The organism is Pseudomonas sp. B21-012 (assembly GCF_024749305.1).
Taxonomy (GTDB): domain Bacteria; phylum Pseudomonadota; class Gammaproteobacteria; order Pseudomonadales; family Pseudomonadaceae; genus Aquipseudomonas.
Genome location: NZ_CP087197.1, coordinates 5821977 through 5838223 on the forward strand (window position 1 = coordinate 5821977; position 16247 = coordinate 5838223).

Genomic DNA, 16247 nt, shown 5'->3' on the forward strand with positions numbered 1-16247 from the left:
TATTGTCGCAGGCCCCGAAACAGACGGCCCAGGGCCGCAGGTCGGGTTTTTCCGGGAACCGCGTGAGGGTTTGTAACATCAGTTGATTGGGAGCCAGCGCCGCACTGCGCTACAATCCTGCGCCTTCAGCCGCTTGGCTTTCCTTCATCTTTTGCGCGAGGTACTTCCCATGGTGCACAGCATGACCGCTTTTGCTCGAGTCGAGCGCGCCGGTAGCCAGGGCACCCTGATCTGGGAACTGCGCTCAGTCAATCATCGTTACCTGGAGCCGCACCTGCGCCTGCCAGAAGCCTTCCGCGACCTCGAGGGCGCCGTGCGCGAAAGCCTGCGCCAGGGCCTGTCGCGCGGCAAGGTCGAATGCACCCTGCGCTTCAACGAAGAAAACAACGGCAAGGCCCTGCGGGTTGATCGCGAGCGCGCCGCGCAACTGGTTGCCGCCGCCGAGACAGTCGCCAGCCTGATCAAGCAGCCGGCGCCGCTCAACCCGCTCGAGGTTCTGGCCTGGCCCGGCGTGCTGGTGGCCGATGCCGCCGACCCGCAGGCGCTCAACAGCGAGGCCATGGCCCTGTTCGAAGAGGCCCTGAACGAGCTGAAGAACGGCCGCAACCGCGAAGGCGCAGAACTCGCGCGACTGATCAACGAGCGCCTGGACAACATGGCCAGCGAGGTCACCACCTTGCGCGCCCTGGTGCCGCAGATGCTCGCGGCGCAACGGCAGAAGATCCTCGACCGCTTCAGCGACATGCAGGCCGAGCTCGACCCGCAGCGCCTGGAGCAAGAGATGGTCATGCTCGCGCAAAAGAGCGACGTCGCCGAAGAACTCGACCGCTTGAGCACCCACGTCACCGAAGTGCGCCGGGTGCTCAAGTCCGGCGGTGCCGCCGGCCGGCGCCTGGACTTCCTGATGCAGGAGCTCAACCGCGAAGCCAATACCCTGGGCTCCAAAGCCTTCGACCCACGCAGCACCCAGTCCGCGGTCAACCTCAAGGTACTGATCGAGCAGATGCGTGAACAAGTACAGAACATTGAGTAAGGCCACCCCGACCATGAATCACAGCAGCGGCACCCTTTACATCGTTTCGGCCCCCTCCGGCGCCGGCAAGACCAGCCTGGTCAAAGCCCTGATCGATGCTGACAACAGCATCCAGGTGTCGGTCTCGCACACCACCCGGGCCATGCGCCCGGGCGAAGTGCACGGCGTGAACTATCACTTCGTCGAACACACCGAGTTCAAGCTGATGATCGAGCAAGGCGACTTCCTCGAACAGGCCGAAGTCTTCGGTAACTTCTACGGGACTTCGCGCAGCGCGCTGCAACAGGCGCTCGACCAGGGCCAGGACCTGATCCTCGAGATCGACTGGCAAGGCGCCCAGCAGGTGCGCACGCTGATGCCCGAGGCGCGCTCGATCTTCATCCTGCCGCCGACCCAGGAAGCCCTGCGCCAGCGCCTGACCAACCGCGGCCAGGACAGCGACGAGATCATCGAAGGACGGATGCGTGAAGCAGTGAGCGAGATGAGTCACTACGACGAGTATGACTTTGTCATCATCAACGATGACTTCGCCACGGCACTGGAAGACCTCAAGGCGGTGTTCCGCGCCAATCGCCTGCTGCAAGCCAACCAGCAGCAGCGTCATGGCCAGCTGCTCAAGCAATTGCTTGCCTGAGCAACCTGCCGCTCCAGCCGCTTAGCGGCGGCTGGAGACCGTGGCGTGACGATGCAGGGTCATGCCCAGGAAGAACGCCGGCGCACGCAGACGCGACAGCATCATCAGCACCAGGCCGAGTACGGTGATGATCATTGCGATCACGAACACCAGGCCCAACCCGCCCACATGCGAACCGCTGCCGAACGACGGCGAAGCGCTGTCGATGGCTGTCTGCAGGAAAATCACCGAAAGGATGCCACCGCCAAGCAGCGGGCACAGGCCGCGCATCAGGAAATGCCGCACGCTGTCGAACAGGCTGTGGCGGAAGTACCAGACGCAAGCATAGGCAGTCAGCGAATAGTAGAAGCAGATCATCATGCCCAGGGCGGTGATGGTGTCTGCCAGGACGTTTTCGCTCAAGGTACGCATGGTCACGTAGAACACACCTGCCGCCATGCCGGCGCAGATGGTGGCGTAGCGCGGGGTTTTCGAGCGCGGGCAGATGCTGGCGAAACGCTCGGGCACAGCGCCGTAGTAACCCATGGCCAGCAACGTGCGCGCCGGCGATACGAAAGTGGACTGCAGCGAGGCGGCAGTGCTGGCCAGCACCGCGATCGACATCAGGATAGCCAGCGGCCCCATGACCGGGCCGGCCAGGTGAGCGAAGACGTTTTCCTGGATGCGCGGGTTGTTCAGGCCCAGGCCAATGTCACCGATACCGGCGAATTGCAGGGTAGCGATTGCTGTGACCAGGTACAGGCCAAGAATCAGCAGCACCGTCAGGGTCGCCGCACGGCCAGGGGTATCACCGCTGCCGACCGATTCTTCACTGATGCTCAGGCACACGTCCCAGCCCCAGAAAATGAAAATCGACAGCGACAGGCCGGCGGTAAAGGCCGAGAACGACTCAACGCCGAAGGGGTTGAACCAGTCCAGGTCGAACGCCAGCGGTGGCGTCGCCGACGACTCGCCAAACGCCGCCATGGCAAAGCCCACCAGCACCACCAGCTGCAAGGCCACCAGGCCGTACTGCACGGTCATGGTCGTGGCGATGCCGCGACAGCAGATCCACACCGCCATGGCGATGAACACGCAACAGGTGACGACATTGATCAACAGGTTGTCGCTCAGCGCAGCCACCTCGTGGCTGCCGGTGATCTGCCCAAGGAATAGATAGAAGAAGTCGACGGCCACCCCGGCCAGGTTGGACAGCACGATGGTGGTTGCGGTAACCAGCCCCCAGCCGCCAATCCAGCCGATCATCGGGCCGAACGCCCGTGCCGACCAGGTAAAGGAAGTACCGCTGTCCGGCTCGGCCGCATTCAGTTCGCGGTAACCCAGGGCCACCAGCAGCATCGGCAGGAAGCCAACGATGAATACCGCCGGCAGATGAGCCCCGACTTCACGCACGGTCGGACCCAACGCACCAGTCAGGGTGTAGACCGGAGCGATGGTGGAAATGCCCAGCACGATGCTGGCCAGCAGTCCGAGCCGGCCCTTGGCCAGCCCCTTGGATCGCCCGCCCTCACCTGGGGACAGGCCTGCTTTGTGTTCACTCATGAGTAGTTGCCGCCAATATTGGTATTGTTTTTCAGGACGCCCCGCGGGGTGTCCGCTTTCACTCATTGAAACCTGTTGCGTGGTACTTCAAGCCCGGATCAACCGGCTGACCTCATAGGATCTTCTCCCGGATCCGCTCGCCCATGGCACGGGTCAGGCATGCCTCACGAAATGCCTGGAACAGGCGCAGCGAGACCGGGTTGTCGGCAAAACGGTACTCGGGGTGCCATTGCACGCCGACCACAAAGCCCGGGGCGTCTTGCATCGACACCGCTTCGATCAGCCCGTCGGGGGCCAATGCCTCGGCGCGCAAGCCGCCAGCCAGGCGATCGATACCCTGGCTGTGCAGCGAATTGACCATGAAGCTGTGCTCCATCCCCAGGCGTTCGAACAACCCGCCGGGCTGGACAGTGACCAGGTGACGGGGGCTGTACTGTTCTTCCAGCGGGGCGTCCTGCGGCTCGCGATGATCCAGGTAACCCGGCAGTTCCTGCACCCGCTGGTGCAGGGTGCCACCGAGGGCCACGTTGAGTTCCTGGAAACCACGGCAGATGCAGAACACCGGCACGCCGTCGGCAATCGCCGCCTGCAGCAGCGGCAGGGTCAGTCGATCGCGAAACACGTCGTGCTGGGTCCCTTCCACGCTGGGGGCGCCATTGTAATGATGCGGCTCGACATTTGAAGGCGAACCGGTAAAAAGAATGCCATCGAGCCGCTCCAGTACGCGGCGCGGGTCGCTGGGCTCGGCCCTGGCCGGGAGGATCAGGGGGATCCCGGCAAAGCCTGCGGCCTCGACATATTTGTCGCCCACGGTGTGCGACGAGTTCTTGCCCAGTTGCTGGCGGCAAGCGGAAACGCCAATCAAAGGCGGCATTGCTGCGGTAGTTTGCATGGGTTCACCCTCCCTTACAGCTTGATCCAGGTCGCCTTGAGTTCGGTGTATTTGTCGAAAGCGTGCAACGATTTGTCCCGGCCATTACCCGACTGCTTGAAGCCGCCAAACGGTGCGGTCATGTCGCCGCCGTCGTACTGGTTGACCCAGACACTGCCAGCACGTAGGGCGCGAGCGGTGTTGTGGGCACGGGAAATGTTGCTGGTCCACACCGCCGCCGCCAGGCCGAAGGGCGAGTCGTTGGCAATGTCGATGGCTTGTTCGGCGCTATCGAAGGTGATCACCGACAGCACCGGGCCGAAGATTTCTTCGCGGGCGATACGCATGGCATTGGTCACGCCATCGAAGATCGCTGGCTGCACGTAAACACCGCAGGTGTCTTCCAGCACCCGCTCGCCACCGGTGACCAGGGTGGCACCGTCAGCCTTGCCGGCTTCGATGTAACCGAGCACGGTGTCCAGTTGGGTGGTGTCGACCAGGGCCCCGACGCGGGTGTCCGGGTCCAGCGCATGGCCGGGCTTCCAGGCCTTGAGGGCCTCGACCACCATCGGCAGGAACTGGTCCTTGATCGAGCGTTCAACCAACAGGCGCGAACCGGCAATGCACACTTCGCCCTGGTTGAAAGCGATAGCGCTGGCCGCAGCTTCGGCGGCGGCCTGCAGGTCCGGGGCGTCGGCGAAGACGATATTCGGGCTCTTGCCACCGGCTTCGAGCCAGACGCGCTTCATGTTCGACTCGCCGGCGTAGACCATCAGCTGCTTGGCAATGCGGGTGGAACCGGTGAACACCAGGGTATCGACGTCCATGTGCAGGGCCAGGGCCTTGCCGACGGTGTGGCCGTAACCTGGCAGCACGTTAAGGACACCCGCCGGCAAACCGGCTTCGATCGCCAGTTGGGCGATACGAATGGCGGTCAGCGGCGATTTTTCGGACGGCTTGAGGATCACCGAGTTACCGGTGGCCAGGGCCGGGCCGAGTTTCCAGCAGGCCATCATCAGTGGAAAGTTCCACGGAACAATGGCCGCGACCACGCCGACCGGCGAGCGGGTGACCAAACCCAGCTGGTCGGACGGGGTCGCAGCAACTTCGTCGTAAATCTTGTCGATGGCTTCAGCGTTCCAGCGGATGGCGTTGGCCGCCGCCGGAATGTCAATACTCAGGGCATCGGCAATCGGCTTGCCCATGTCCAGGGTCTCGAGCAATGCCAGTTCTTCAGCATTGGCCAGAAGCAAATCTGCAAAAGCAATCAGCACCCGCTTGCGCTGGGCCGGCGCCTGGTTGGCCCAGACGCCACTGTCGAAACTGCGCCGGGCCGCAGCTACCGCGCGTTCGGCATCGGCGCTGTCACAGCTGGCGATCTGCGCCAGCTGGCGGCCGTCGACCGGGCTTGAACACTCGAAAGTCTCGCCGGACACACTGGCGCAGTACTGGCCGTCGATGAAGGCGCGGCCTTCGATGTTCAGGCCCTGGAAAAGCTGTTCCCAGTGTTGGCGTGGTGCTGTTGTCATTGTTGTTTTCTCCGGCGTCACACCGTGTGCAGGTACCAGTTGTATTCGAGGTCGGAAATCGACACCTCGAACTCGGCCATCTCGCTTTCCTTGCAGGCGACAAAAATATCGATGTAGTCGGGGCTGATGTACTTGTTCAGCACTTCACTGTCATCGAGCTCACGCAGCGCATCGCGCAGGTTGTTCGGCAGGCTCTGCTCCAACTGCTCGTAGGAGTTGCCCTCGATAGGCGCTCCCGGCTCGATCTGGTTGGTCAGGCCGTGGTGGATGCCGGCGAGAATGGCCGCCATCATCAGGTACGGGTTGGCATCGGCGCCGGCAACCCGGTGCTCGATACGCACGGCATCGCTGCTGCCGGTCGGCACGCGGACCGCTACGGTGCGGTTGTCCAGCCCCCAGCTCGGCGCGTTGGGCACGTAGAACTGGGCACCGAAACGCCGGTAGGAGTTGATGTTCGGGCACAGGAAGGCCATTGACGCCGGCATGGTCTCGAGCACACCACCAATGGCGTGGCGCAGGGTTTCGCTTTGCTCGGGGTCTTCGCTGGTGAAGATGTTCTTGCCGGTTTTTTTGTCCAGCAACGAGATATGCACGTGCAGGCCGTTGCCCGCCTGGCCCGGATAGGGCTTGGCCATGAAAGTGGAGTCCATTTCATGGTCGTAGGCGATGTTCTTGATCAGGCGCTTGAGCAACACCGCGTAGTCGCAGGCCTTCATCGGGTCGGCAACGTGGTGCAGGTTGACCTCGAACTGCGCCGGGGCGCTTTCCTTGACGATCGCATCCGCCGGGATGCCCTGCTCCTTGGCGGCTTCAAGCATGTCCTGCAGGCAATCGACGTATTCGTCGAGATCGTCGATCAGGTACACCTGGGTCGACTGCGGGCGCTTGCCGGAGATCGGCGAACGCGGCGGTTGCGGGCGGCCGTTGAGGTTGTCCTGGTCGATCAGGTAGAACTCAAGCTCAAACGCCGCGCAAATATCCAGGCCCAGCGCATCGAACTTCTCCACCACGCTGCGCAGCACTTCCCGCGGGTCGGCGAAGAATGGCGTTCCGTCCAGTTCGTGCATGGTCATCAGCAACTGCGCCGTCGGGCGCTTCTGCCACGGCTCGTAGGCCAAGGTACCGGGGATCGGGAAGCAGATGCGGTCGGCATCGCCGATGTCCAGGCCCAGGCCGGTGCTCTCGACGGTCGAGCCGTTGATGTCCAGGGCAAACAGCGAAGCCGGCAGGTTGATGCCTTTTTCGTAGACTTTAACCAGGCTTGCACGCTCGATGCGCTTGCCACGCACCACGCCGTTCATGTCTGCAATCAGCAGATCGACAAATTGCACCTCAGGGTGGGCCTGGAGAAATTCGCCCATCTCATCGAGAGGGATGGCGCACGGGGAGACCGACGTCATGGCTAGGCATCCTTTGATTTTTTATCGAACGACATGGAGGAGGTACTACTGCGCTATCGAGAGCGGCGATGGTTTCATTTGTTCTTTTTAAGTGGTCCCATCGTGGGGAACAGCTGAAAGCCGTGGGTTCGCACGGACGTTCCAGATTTTTCTGACAACGTCGCGACTTGATTCACGACTGCCGCCTCACTATAGAATGGCCCCCACGCAACAGACATTGGCATTTAGGCAAGTAAAGAGTGCATCCATGCAATATCAGATCAGCCACGCCGACCTTTCCCTGGTGCTTGCACTGGTCCGCGGCCGCTCCCTGGCCAAGGCCGCCGAGCTGCTGAAGGTCGATGTATCGACTGTTTTTCGTTCGATCCGGCGCATGGAAGCCGCCCTGGGTACCGCGTTGTTCGTCAAAAGCCGCAAAGGCTACATCCCCACCGGTACCGCCCAGGCCCTGGCCGAGCAGGCCGAACGCGCCGAGCAGGCACTGGATGCCGCGCGGGTGGCGCTGGAACTCGGTGAGCAGGTGGTCAGCGGCACGGTGCGCCTGACCTGCACCGACGCCGTGCTGCACAGCCTGCTGCTGCCAGCGCTGGCCGAGTTCATGCCGGCGTATCCGGCGCTGTCGCTGGAGCTGGCGACCTCCAACACCTTTGCCAACCTCAGCCGGCGCGATGCCGACCTGGCCCTGCGCCTGACCAACACCCCGCCGGAGCACCTGGTCGGGCGCTGCCTGGGATCGGCGTCCTATGTGGTGTGCGGCCGCGAAGAGTTTCGCGACAAGCTCAAGGACGCGCCGGCGGCGCTGCCGTGGATAGCCCCGGACGACACCATGCAGGACCACCCCACCGTGGTCTGGCGCAGCGAACACCTGCCCGGGGTCATGCCGCGCTACCGTTGCAGCAGCATCTCGGCGATTGCCCAGCTGGTAACCGCCGGCCTGGGCGTGGCGGCCCTGCCAGACTACATGGCCCATACCCTGCCCGGCGTCGAATCGCTGAGCGCTGCCCTGCCCGGCTGCGACACCGAAGTCTGGCTGCTGACCCGCCCCGATTGCCGCGCCTTGCGTTCAGTGCAGACGCTGTTCGACGAATTGACCCCGCGCCTGCGCGATGCCTTGGGTCGCCAGTGAAATCGTCCTCGCGGGGCAAGCCCGCTCCCACAGAACCTCTGTAGGAGCGAGCTTGCCCCGCGATGCTATTGAATTGAGCACGCATACAAGACAGTTGTGCTAGAGCCCTGCAAGTAGGTATCGTCGAGGTATCAAGGGCTCGAAATGAAATCAGCGCTTCCCTAAAGGCTGGTGATTTTTTAAACTATCGAGTCCGCTCGCCCTTTCGGGCTGAACTCCGCATTTGCTACTTGAGGAAGACCATGGCCCGCGTAACCGTTGAAGACTGCCTAGAACACGTGGCTAACCGTTTTGAGCTGGTCATGCTCTCCACCAAACGTGCCCGTCAACTGGCCACCGGCGGCAAAGAGCCGAAGCTGCCATGGGAAAACGACAAACCTACCGTCATGGCCCTGCGCGAAATCGCTGAAGGCATCTGCACTGATGAGTTCATGGCTGCAGAGTCGATCCAGACTCAAGTTGAGCCAATGTTCGCGTTCGGCGAGGGTGACGAGACCAACGAGGCGGTCTAAGCCCATGCCTGGTCGACGTAGTACGGCACCGGTCATCGTCCCTTGGCAAGAGGTAATCCCATGCCGAGCATAGACGCCCTCGCCGATCGCTTGTCGACCTACCTCGGCGCCGACCAGGTCAACCTGGTGCGCCGGGCGTATTTCTACGCCGAACAAGCCCACGACGGCCAGCGCCGTCGCAGCGGCGAAGCCTACGTCACGCACCCGCTGGCGGTGGCAAGCATCCTTGCCGACATGCACATGGACCATCAGAGCCTGATGGCCGCCATGCTTCATGACGTGATCGAAGACACCGGCATCGCCAAGGAAGCACTCAGCTCGCAATTTGGCGAAACCGTGGCCGAACTGGTTGACGGCGTCAGCAAGCTGACCCAGATGAACTTCGAGACCAAGGCCGAAGCCCAGGCGGAAAACTTCCAGAAAATGGCCATGGCCATGGCCCGGGATATCCGTGTGATCCTGGTCAAGCTGGCCGACCGCCTGCACAACATGCGCACCCTCGAAGTGCTGTCCGGCGAAAAGCGCCGGCGCATCGCCAAAGAAACCCTGGAAATCTACGCCCCCATCGCCAACCGCCTGGGCATGCACAGTGTGCGCGTAGAGTTCGAAGACCTCGGCTTCAAGGCCATGCACCCGATGCGCTCGGCGCGCATCTACCAGGCGGTCAAGCGCGCCCGCGGCAACCGCAAGGAAATCGTCAACAAGATCGAAGAGTCGCTGGCCCACTGCCTGGCGGTCGACGGTATCGAAGGCGAAGTCAGCGGCCGGCAGAAGCACCTCTATGGCATCTACAAGAAGATGCGCGGCAAACGCCGGGCCTTCAACGAGATCATGGACGTCTACGCGTTCCGCATCATCGTCGACAAGGTCGACACCTGCTACCGCGTGCTGGGCGCCGTGCACAACCTGTACAAGCCGCTGCCGGGGCGCTTCAAGGATTACATCGCGATCCCCAAGGCCAACGGCTACCAGTCGCTGCATACCACGCTGTTCGGCATGCACGGGGTCCCGATCGAGATCCAGATCCGCACCCGCGAAATGGAAGAGATGGCCAACAACGGCATCGCCGCCCACTGGCTGTACAAGTCCAGTGACGACGAGCAGCCCAAGGGCACCCATGCCCGGGCGCGCCAATGGGTCAAAGGCGTGCTGGAAATGCAGCAACGCGCGGGCAACTCCCTTGAATTCATCGAGAGCGTGAAGATCGACCTGTTCCCGGACGAGGTCTATGTGTTCACGCCCAAGGGCCGGATCATGGAGCTGCCCAAAGGCTCCACGGCGGTCGACTTCGCCTACGCGGTGCACACCGACGTCGGCAACAGCTGCATTGCCTGCCGCATCAACCGCCGCCTGGCGCCGCTGTCCGAACCGCTGCAGAGCGGCTCGACGGTCGAGATCGTCAGCGCCCCGGGGGCGCGACCGAACCCGGCCTGGCTCAATTTCGTGGTGACCGGCAAGGCCCGTACGCACATCCGCCATGCGCTCAAACTGCAGCGCCGCTCGGAATCCATCAGCCTCGGCGAACGCCTGCTGAACAAGGTTCTCAACGGCTTCGACAGCGCCCTGGACAAGATCCCCCAGGAGCGCATCCAGGCCATGCTCGGCGAATACCGCCTGGAGCTGATCGAAGACCTGCTCGAAGACATCGGCCTGGGCAACCGCATGGCCTACGTAGTGGCCCGCCGCCTGCTGTCCACCGAAGGCGAGCAACTGCCAAGCCCGGAAGGCCCGCTGGCCATTCGCGGCACCGAAGGCCTGGTGTTGAGCTACGCCAAATGCTGCACGCCGATCCCGGGCGACCCGATTGTCGGTCACCTGTCGGCGGGCAAAGGCATGGTGGTGCACCTGGAAAACTGCCGCAACATCAGCGAAATCCGCCACAACCCGGAAAAATGCATCCAGCTGTCCTGGGCCAAGGATGTCACCGGCGAATTTAACGTCGAGCTGCGCGTCGAGCTTGAGCACCAGCGCGGCCTGATCGCGCTGCTGGCCAGCAGCGTCAACGCCGCCGACGGCAATATCGAGAAAATCAGCATGGATGAACGCGATGGTCGCATCAGCGTGGTCCAACTGGTGGTCAGCGTGCACGACCGTGTGCACCTGGCACGCGTGATCAAGAAACTGCGCGCCCTGACCGGAGTGATCCGAATCACCCGCATGCGTGCGTAGCCCAATAACAGCAAGGAGTCATCATGACCAAGACCGTCATCACCAGTGACAAGGCCCCAGCCGCCATCGGCACCTATTCCCAGGCGATCAAGGCCGGCAACACGGTGTACATGTCCGGGCAGATCCCGCTGGACCCGAAAACCATGGAACTGGTCGAAGGCTTCGAAGCCCAGACCGTCCAGGTCTTCGAAAACCTCAAGGCCGTTGCTGAAGCCGCTGGCGGTTCGTTCAAGGACATCGTCAAGCTGAACATCTTCCTCACCGACCTCAGCCACTTCGCCAAGGTCAACGAGATCATGGGCAAGTACTTCGACCAGCCGTACCCGGCCCGCGCCGCCATTGGCGTTGCTGCCCTGCCGAAAGGCTCGCAGGTTGAAATGGATGCCATCCTGGTCATCGAGTAACACCCCCGAGGGCGCGCCGCCCGGTGCGCCCTCATCCCCCGCCCCTGCAAGGACCCCCGCCATGCGCTACGCGCTCGCCCTGTCGCTGCTCGCCACCCTGTTGAGCGGCTGCGCCAGCCACAGCCCGGAAGACCTCAACGGTACCTGGATCAACCAGAACGCCATCGACGCTGCCGCCAAAGGCTCCAACCTGCGCCAGGCCCTGCTCGCCAACGGCCCGAACCTTGAGTGGAAGGTCAACGTTGCCGCCAGCCAGGCCACCTTCAGCAATGGCTTTGAAGCGGGCGACGGCAAGCTCAAGGCGCTCAAAGATGGCCAGTGGGAAGTCGATTTTTACGGTAACTACGCCGAGACGCTGAGCCTGGACGGCGACGAACTGGTTCAAGCGGCCAGTGACGCCAACCCGCAGCAGAGCTTCCAGCGCGCCGAAACCCCGGCGCCCATTGATGCGCCAGCTGGCACCACCTTTGAAACCGAGCTGTACAAGGCTTACATGGGTGGCGACTGGAAGATTGTCGAGGGCCCGGGACAGGGTGCAGTGGCGCATTTTCGCGCCAACGGCAGCCTCGACGGCCTGCCCGGCCTGGATCGCTACGCGCTGTGCCTGGCTGGTGATTGCGCGGCCATGAGCGGCGAGCACGACAGCCTGTGGCTGGAACGCAACCAGCAGGGCAACCCGTGGATCTTCAAGCGTGACGGCAAACAGCTGGAAATCTTCCAGGCCGTCAACAAGGCCCAGGCCGACGAGATGCCCGATCTGCAACCTGGCCCTCGTCGCTGGCTGCTTGAGCGTCAATAAGGGTTAATTGCTACCGGCAAGGATGGCCGCATAGCCTTCCTTGTAGCTTGGGTACTGTGGCGCCCAGCCCAGTGCCCGGGCCCGGGCGTTGCTGCAGCGCTTGCTGCCGGCACGGCGCACCCGCTCCTGTTCCGACCACTGGGTAACGCCCATGTACTCGCGCAGCCAGGCAACTACGTCAAACAGCGGCGCCGGCGCGTCATCGACACCGATGTAGCAGTCGTCCACAGCCTTGCCTTGCTGATCGCTCTTGAGCAAGAACGCCAGCAGCCCGGCAGCATCTTCAGCGTGAATGCGGTTGCCGTACAGCGGCGGCTCTTCGGTTACTCGATAACCCTGGCGGACCTGGCTGAGCAGCCATTCGCGACCCGGGCCGTAGATGCCCGTAAGGCGCACGATGGTCGCCGGAATGCCGCTGGCCAGGGCCAGTTGCTCGGCTTCGAGCATGACCTTGCCCGAATAGCCTTCAGGCGCCACGGCAGCAGTTTCGTCAATCCACTCGCCGTCCTTTTGCGCATACACGCTGCTGCTCGAGACAAACAGCAGGCGCCGCGGCTTTTGCCCGCGCTCGGCCAGCCAGGCCAGCACGTTGCGCAGGCCCTCGACATAAGCGGCCTGGTAACCGGCTTCGTCATGCTGGCTCGCGGCAACGCTGTAGACCAGGTAATCCGGAGCGTCAACCGGCCAGTCGGCCGGGCAACGCGAGTCATTCAAGTCGGCAGCGATCGCCGTCACCCCCTCTGGCAATTGGCCAACACTGCGGCGCAAGCCGCTCACCGGCCAGCCAGAGGCCAGCAATTGCTTGGCCAGACGGCCACCAACATCGCCACAACCGACGATCAGAACTGAGGGCGCAGACATCCTGAAACTCCGCAAATCAAAGGCCCAGCCTATCCAAATAAATCGATAGGCGGCTAGCTATGATGGAAAAAAAGTAACTTTATTACTTCTGCTAACAAGAATTACTTGCAATAATGGCCACCCAATTTTGTTCTCGGCCTGTCTCGAGGCCTGGAAGGACAACCACCTCTTTCTTCTTCATCAGGTCAGGCCAGCATGACACGTATCCAACCTTCCGCTTCGCCAACCACGTCGCGCGCATGGCGCGCCGTTGCCGCGCTGATGCTCAGCCTGGTGATGGCACCCGCCGCCCTGGCCGATGAGCCGACCACCGCACCCGCCACTCCAGCCGCCGCCGTTGCACCGGCCGCACCGGGTGCCGAACAGGCTGCTGCGCCGACCGATCCGGCTGCCGCGCCTGCTGTTGCTCCGGTTGATGGCCAGGCCGCCAGCCCGGCTGACGAAAGCGTTGAAGCACTGGTTGAAGATACCAGCCTGGGCATGGCCCACGACCTGTCGCCATGGGGCATGTACAAGAACGCCGACATCGTGGTGAAGATCGTCATGATCGGCCTGGCCATCGCCTCGATCATTACCTGGACCATCTGGATCGCCAAAGGCTTCGAGCTGCTGGGCGCCAAGCGTCGCCTGCGTGGCGAGATCGCCGCCCTCAAGCGTGCCACCACCCTCAAGGAAGCCAGCGACAGCGCCAACAAAGAAGGCACCCTGGCCCACATCCTGGTCCACGATGCCCTGGATGAAATGCGCCTGTCGGCCAATACCCGCGAGAAAGAAGGCATCAAGGAGCGCGTCAGCTTCCGCCTTGAGCGCCTGGTAGCTGCCAGCGGCCGCAACATGAGCAGCGGCACCGGCGTCCTCGCCACCATCGGTTCCACCGCGCCGTTCGTCGGTCTGTTCGGTACCGTCTGGGGCATCATGAACAGCTTCATCGGCATCGCCAAGACCCAGACCACCAACCTCGCCGTGGTTGCCCCGGGTATCGCCGAAGCCCTGCTGGCCACCGCCCTGGGCCTGGTCGCAGCGATCCCTGCGGTGGTCATTTACAACGTCTTCGCCCGCTCCATTGCCGGTTACAAGGCGCAGGTGTCCGATGCCTCGGCCGAAGTCCTGCTGCTGGTCAGCCGCGACCTGGACCATCAGCCAGGCGATCGCGCCGCGGCACCTCACATGGTTAAAGTGGGCTAAGCCATGGGCCTGCATCTTAACGAAGGTGGCGACGACCTCGCCGAAAACCACGAAATCAACGTCACGCCGTTCATCGACGTCATGTTGGTCCTGCTGATCATCTTCATGGTGGCAGCGCCGCTGGCAACCGTCGACATCAAGGTCGACCTGCCCGCCTCGACCGCAAAACCGGCGCCGAGGCCCGAGAAGCCGGTGTTCCTCAGCGTCAAGGCTGACCAGAACCTGTACGTCGGTGACGAGCAGGTCCAGCGTGACCAGCTCGGCGCGATTCTCGACGCCAAGACCAAGGGCGACAAGGACACCACGATCTTCTTCCAGGCCGATAAAGGGGTGGATTACGGCGATCTGATGGAAGTCATGAACACGCTGCGCGCGGCCGGTTACCTGAAAGTCGGTCTGGTCGGCCTTGAGACGGCAGCCAAGAAATGATCAAGACGCGGCATAAGCTGGCGCGTTACAGCAGTAGTCTGGCGATTGTGCTGGGTATCCATGCCGTTGCCGTGTTGCTGACGCTCAATTGGTCGGTGCCCCAAGCGATCGAGTTGCCGCCTGCGGCAATGATGATCGAAATGGCCCCGATGCCCGAACCGGCCCCGCCACCTCCACCCAAGGTGGTCACCCCGCCACAGCCGCCAGCGCCGGTCGAAGAACCGCCGCTGCCGAAACTGGCCGAGGCGCCGAAACCGAAAATCGCCATTGCCAAGCAGGTCAAGCCAAAGGCCAAACCGCAGCCGCCCAAGCCCGAGAAAAAGCCTGAGCCGCCGCAGGAAAAGCCGGCCGACGAGGAAGTGGTCGATACACCGCCAACCACCGCACCGTCGCAGAAATCGGCGGCTCCGGCGCCGAGCATCGCCACCAACAGCAATGCCCTGCCGACCTGGCAGAGCGATCTGCTGCGACACCTGGCGAAGTACAAGCGCTACCCGGAAAACGCCCGGCGCATGCGTATGGAAGGCATCAACCGCCTGCGCTTCGTGGTCGATGGCGAGGGCAAGATCCTCTCCTACGCCCTGGCTGGTGGATCGGGCAGCGCGGCACTGGATCGGGCGACCCTGGAGATGATCCGTCGCGCGCAACCGGTGCCACCGCCGCCTAAAGAACTGCTCAACAACGGCAGCATTGAAGTGATCGCGCCTTTCGTCTACTCGCTGGACAAACGCTAACGCTTTGTTTCTGTCACAAACGAGCAAGTCTGATAACGTGCGTCTATCGATTGCAGCCGCTATGCTGGGGCCGCAACTTCATGGACGCACGTTATGACCCTCACAGAATTGCGCTACATCGTCACCCTCGCCCAGGAGCAGCACTTCGGCCACGCCGCCGAACGCTGCCACGTCAGCCAGCCGACCCTGTCGGTCGGCGTCAAGAAGCTTGAGGACGAGCTGGGTGTACTGATCTTCGAGCGCAGCAAAAGCGCGGTACGCCTGACCCCGGTCGGCGAAGGCATCGTTGCCCAGGCGCAAAAGGTACTCGAGCAGGCCCAGGGCATTCGCGAGCTGGCCCAGGCCGGCAAGAACCAGCTGACCGCCCCGCTGAAAGTCGGCGCGATCTACACCGTCGGCCCCTACCTGTTCCCGCACCTGATCCCGCAACTGCACCGGGTCGCCCCGCAGATGCCGTTGTACATCGAAGAGAACTTCACCCACATCCTGCGCGACAAGCTGCGCAATGGCGAGCTGGACGCAGTGATCATCGCCCTGCCGTTCAACGAAGCCGACGTACTGACCCTGCCGCTGTACGACGAGCCGTTCTACGTGCTGATGCCCAGCGAGCATCCATGGACCCAGAAAGAAACCATCGACGCCAGCCTGCTCAACGACAAGAGCCTGCTGCTGCTCGGTGAAGGCCACTGCTTCCGTGACCAGGTGCTCGAGGCGTGCCCGACCCTGGCCAAAGGCAGCGACGGCGCCAAGCACACCACGGTCGAGTCCAGCTCGCTGGAAACCATTCGCCACATGGTCGCTTCGGGCCTGGGCGTATCGATCCTGCCGCTGTCGGCAGTGCACAGCCACCATTACGCCCCGGGCGTGATCGAAGTGCGCCCGCTGAGCCCACCGGCGCCGTTTCGCACCGTGGCCATCGCCTGGCGCGCCAGCTTCCCGCGGCCCAAGGCCATCGAGATCCTCGCTGACTCGATCCGCCTGTGCTCGGTCGCCAAACCCGCCGCGAGCCAGTAGGAAAG

Annotated in this window: 16 protein-coding genes; 11 read left to right on the plus strand and 5 right to left on the minus strand. The window is 62.9% G+C overall.

Annotated elements, in window-relative coordinates:
* Window positions 1-169: 169 nt before the first annotated feature.
* Window positions 170-1033 (plus strand): YicC/YloC family endoribonuclease, encoded by an 864-nt coding sequence (locus LOY37_RS26830; protein WP_258716069.1) that lies wholly within the window; start codon window positions 170-172, stop codon window positions 1031-1033.
* Between the two features lie 13 nt (window positions 1034-1046).
* A complete protein-coding gene (gene gmk / locus LOY37_RS26835; RefSeq protein ID WP_045199581.1) occupies window positions 1047-1667 on the plus strand; it encodes a guanylate kinase in 621 nt (206 codons plus the stop codon).
* Between the two features lie 21 nt (window positions 1668-1688).
* Here gmk and LOY37_RS26840 read toward each other — a convergent pair whose 3' ends face one another.
* The 4 genes from LOY37_RS26840 to LOY37_RS26855 form a co-directional block, all read right to left on the minus strand.
* On the minus strand, window positions 1689-3209 hold the full coding sequence (locus LOY37_RS26840) for an APC family permease (RefSeq protein WP_093378011.1): 1521 nt from the start codon (window positions 3207-3209) through the stop codon (window positions 1689-1691).
* A gap of 112 nt (window positions 3210-3321) precedes the next feature.
* Entirely contained in the window at window positions 3322-4101 is a 780-nt protein-coding gene (locus LOY37_RS26845; protein ID WP_045199578.1) for a gamma-glutamyl-gamma-aminobutyrate hydrolase family protein, read from the minus strand.
* 14 nt (window positions 4102-4115) lie between these two features.
* Complete coding sequence (locus LOY37_RS26850) at window positions 4116-5609, minus strand: aldehyde dehydrogenase (protein WP_045199576.1); 1494 nt, start codon at window positions 5607-5609, stop codon at window positions 4116-4118.
* A 17-nt stretch (window positions 5610-5626) separates the two neighbouring features.
* Window positions 5627-7009, minus strand: a complete 1383-nt coding sequence (locus LOY37_RS26855) for a glutamine synthetase family protein (RefSeq protein ID WP_045199574.1) — start codon at window positions 7007-7009, stop codon at window positions 5627-5629.
* Between the two features lie 247 nt (window positions 7010-7256).
* Here LOY37_RS26855 and LOY37_RS26860 point away from each other — a divergent pair, with 247 nt between their 5' ends.
* The 5 genes from LOY37_RS26860 to LOY37_RS26880 all read left to right on the plus strand — a co-directional run bounded on the left by LOY37_RS26860 (window position 7257) and on the right by LOY37_RS26880 (window position 12019).
* Window positions 7257-8135, plus strand: a complete 879-nt coding sequence (locus tag LOY37_RS26860; protein WP_045199572.1) for a LysR family transcriptional regulator — start codon at window positions 7257-7259, stop codon at window positions 8133-8135.
* Window positions 8136-8377: 242 nt separating this feature from the next.
* Complete coding sequence (gene rpoZ / locus LOY37_RS26865) at window positions 8378-8647, plus strand: DNA-directed RNA polymerase subunit omega (RefSeq protein ID WP_045199570.1); 270 nt, start codon at window positions 8378-8380, stop codon at window positions 8645-8647.
* A gap of 60 nt (window positions 8648-8707) precedes the next feature.
* Window positions 8708-10816, plus strand: a complete 2109-nt coding sequence (gene spoT / locus LOY37_RS26870) for a bifunctional GTP diphosphokinase/guanosine-3',5'-bis pyrophosphate 3'-pyrophosphohydrolase (RefSeq protein WP_045199568.1) — start codon at window positions 8708-8710, stop codon at window positions 10814-10816.
* A gap of 23 nt (window positions 10817-10839) precedes the next feature.
* Entirely contained in the window at window positions 10840-11220 is a 381-nt protein-coding gene (locus LOY37_RS26875; protein WP_003229509.1) for a RidA family protein, read from the plus strand.
* A gap of 61 nt (window positions 11221-11281) precedes the next feature.
* Entirely contained in the window at window positions 11282-12019 is a 738-nt protein-coding gene (locus LOY37_RS26880; RefSeq protein ID WP_045199564.1) for a hypothetical protein, read from the plus strand.
* Window positions 12020-12022: 3 nt separating this feature from the next.
* Here LOY37_RS26880 and LOY37_RS26885 read toward each other — a convergent pair whose 3' ends face one another.
* Window positions 12023-12880 carry an SDR family oxidoreductase gene (locus tag LOY37_RS26885; RefSeq protein WP_093377997.1) on the minus strand — a complete coding sequence of 286 codons (858 nt, stop codon included), beginning with the start codon at window positions 12878-12880 and terminating at the stop codon, window positions 12023-12025.
* Window positions 12881-13075: 195 nt separating this feature from the next.
* On the opposite strand from LOY37_RS26885, the gene exbB reads away from it, so the two are divergent.
* The 4 genes from exbB (at window position 13076) to LOY37_RS26905 (ending at window position 16242) form a co-directional block, all read left to right on the plus strand.
* Window positions 13076-14065 (plus strand): tonB-system energizer ExbB, encoded by a 990-nt coding sequence (gene exbB / locus LOY37_RS26890; RefSeq protein ID WP_093377992.1) that lies wholly within the window; start codon window positions 13076-13078, stop codon window positions 14063-14065.
* 3 nt (window positions 14066-14068) lie between these two features.
* Complete coding sequence (gene exbD / locus LOY37_RS26895; protein WP_045199557.1) at window positions 14069-14494, plus strand: TonB system transport protein ExbD; 426 nt, start codon at window positions 14069-14071, stop codon at window positions 14492-14494.
* The gene (locus LOY37_RS26900) at window positions 14491-15228 is read left to right on the plus strand and encodes an energy transducer TonB (RefSeq protein WP_045199555.1); all 738 of its coding nucleotides are present in this window, start codon (window positions 14491-14493) and stop codon (window positions 15226-15228) included. The genes exbD and LOY37_RS26900 overlap by 4 nt, the downstream gene beginning before the upstream one ends.
* A 93-nt stretch (window positions 15229-15321) precedes the next feature.
* Window positions 15322-16242 (plus strand): hydrogen peroxide-inducible genes activator, encoded by a 921-nt coding sequence (locus LOY37_RS26905; protein ID WP_045199553.1) that lies wholly within the window; start codon window positions 15322-15324, stop codon window positions 16240-16242.
* Window positions 16243-16247 lie beyond the last annotated feature (5 nt).

Excerpts from the sequence above, each read along its gene's own strand:
- LOY37_RS26830 (WP_258716069.1), top strand. The coding sequence starts at position 170 with ATGGTGCACAGCATGACCGCTTTTGCTCGAGTCGAGCGCGCCGGTAGC.
- gmk (WP_045199581.1), top strand. The coding sequence starts at position 1,047 with ATGAATCACAGCAGCGGCACCCTTTACATCGTTTCGGCCCCCTCCGGC.
- LOY37_RS26840 (WP_093378011.1), bottom strand. The coding sequence starts at position 3,209 with ATGAGTGAACACAAAGCAGGCCTGTCCCCAGGTGAGGGCGGGCGATCC.
- LOY37_RS26845 (WP_045199578.1), bottom strand. The coding sequence starts at position 4,101 with ATGCAAACTACCGCAGCAATGCCGCCTTTGATTGGCGTTTCCGCTTGC.
- LOY37_RS26850 (WP_045199576.1), bottom strand. The coding sequence starts at position 5,609 with ATGACAACAGCACCACGCCAACACTGGGAACAGCTTTTCCAGGGCCTG.
- LOY37_RS26855 (WP_045199574.1), bottom strand. The coding sequence starts at position 7,009 with ATGACGTCGGTCTCCCCGTGCGCCATCCCTCTCGATGAGATGGGCGAA.
- LOY37_RS26860 (WP_045199572.1), top strand. The coding sequence starts at position 7,257 with ATGCAATATCAGATCAGCCACGCCGACCTTTCCCTGGTGCTTGCACTG.
- rpoZ (WP_045199570.1), top strand. The coding sequence starts at position 8,378 with ATGGCCCGCGTAACCGTTGAAGACTGCCTAGAACACGTGGCTAACCGT.
- spoT (WP_045199568.1), top strand. The coding sequence starts at position 8,708 with ATGCCGAGCATAGACGCCCTCGCCGATCGCTTGTCGACCTACCTCGGC.
- LOY37_RS26875 (WP_003229509.1), top strand. The coding sequence starts at position 10,840 with ATGACCAAGACCGTCATCACCAGTGACAAGGCCCCAGCCGCCATCGGC.
- LOY37_RS26880 (WP_045199564.1), top strand. The coding sequence starts at position 11,282 with ATGCGCTACGCGCTCGCCCTGTCGCTGCTCGCCACCCTGTTGAGCGGC.
- LOY37_RS26885 (WP_093377997.1), bottom strand. The coding sequence starts at position 12,880 with ATGTCTGCGCCCTCAGTTCTGATCGTCGGTTGTGGCGATGTTGGTGGC.
- exbB (WP_093377992.1), top strand. The coding sequence starts at position 13,076 with ATGACACGTATCCAACCTTCCGCTTCGCCAACCACGTCGCGCGCATGG.
- exbD (WP_045199557.1), top strand. The coding sequence starts at position 14,069 with ATGGGCCTGCATCTTAACGAAGGTGGCGACGACCTCGCCGAAAACCAC.
- LOY37_RS26900 (WP_045199555.1), top strand. The coding sequence starts at position 14,491 with ATGATCAAGACGCGGCATAAGCTGGCGCGTTACAGCAGTAGTCTGGCG.
- LOY37_RS26905 (WP_045199553.1), top strand. The coding sequence starts at position 15,322 with ATGACCCTCACAGAATTGCGCTACATCGTCACCCTCGCCCAGGAGCAG.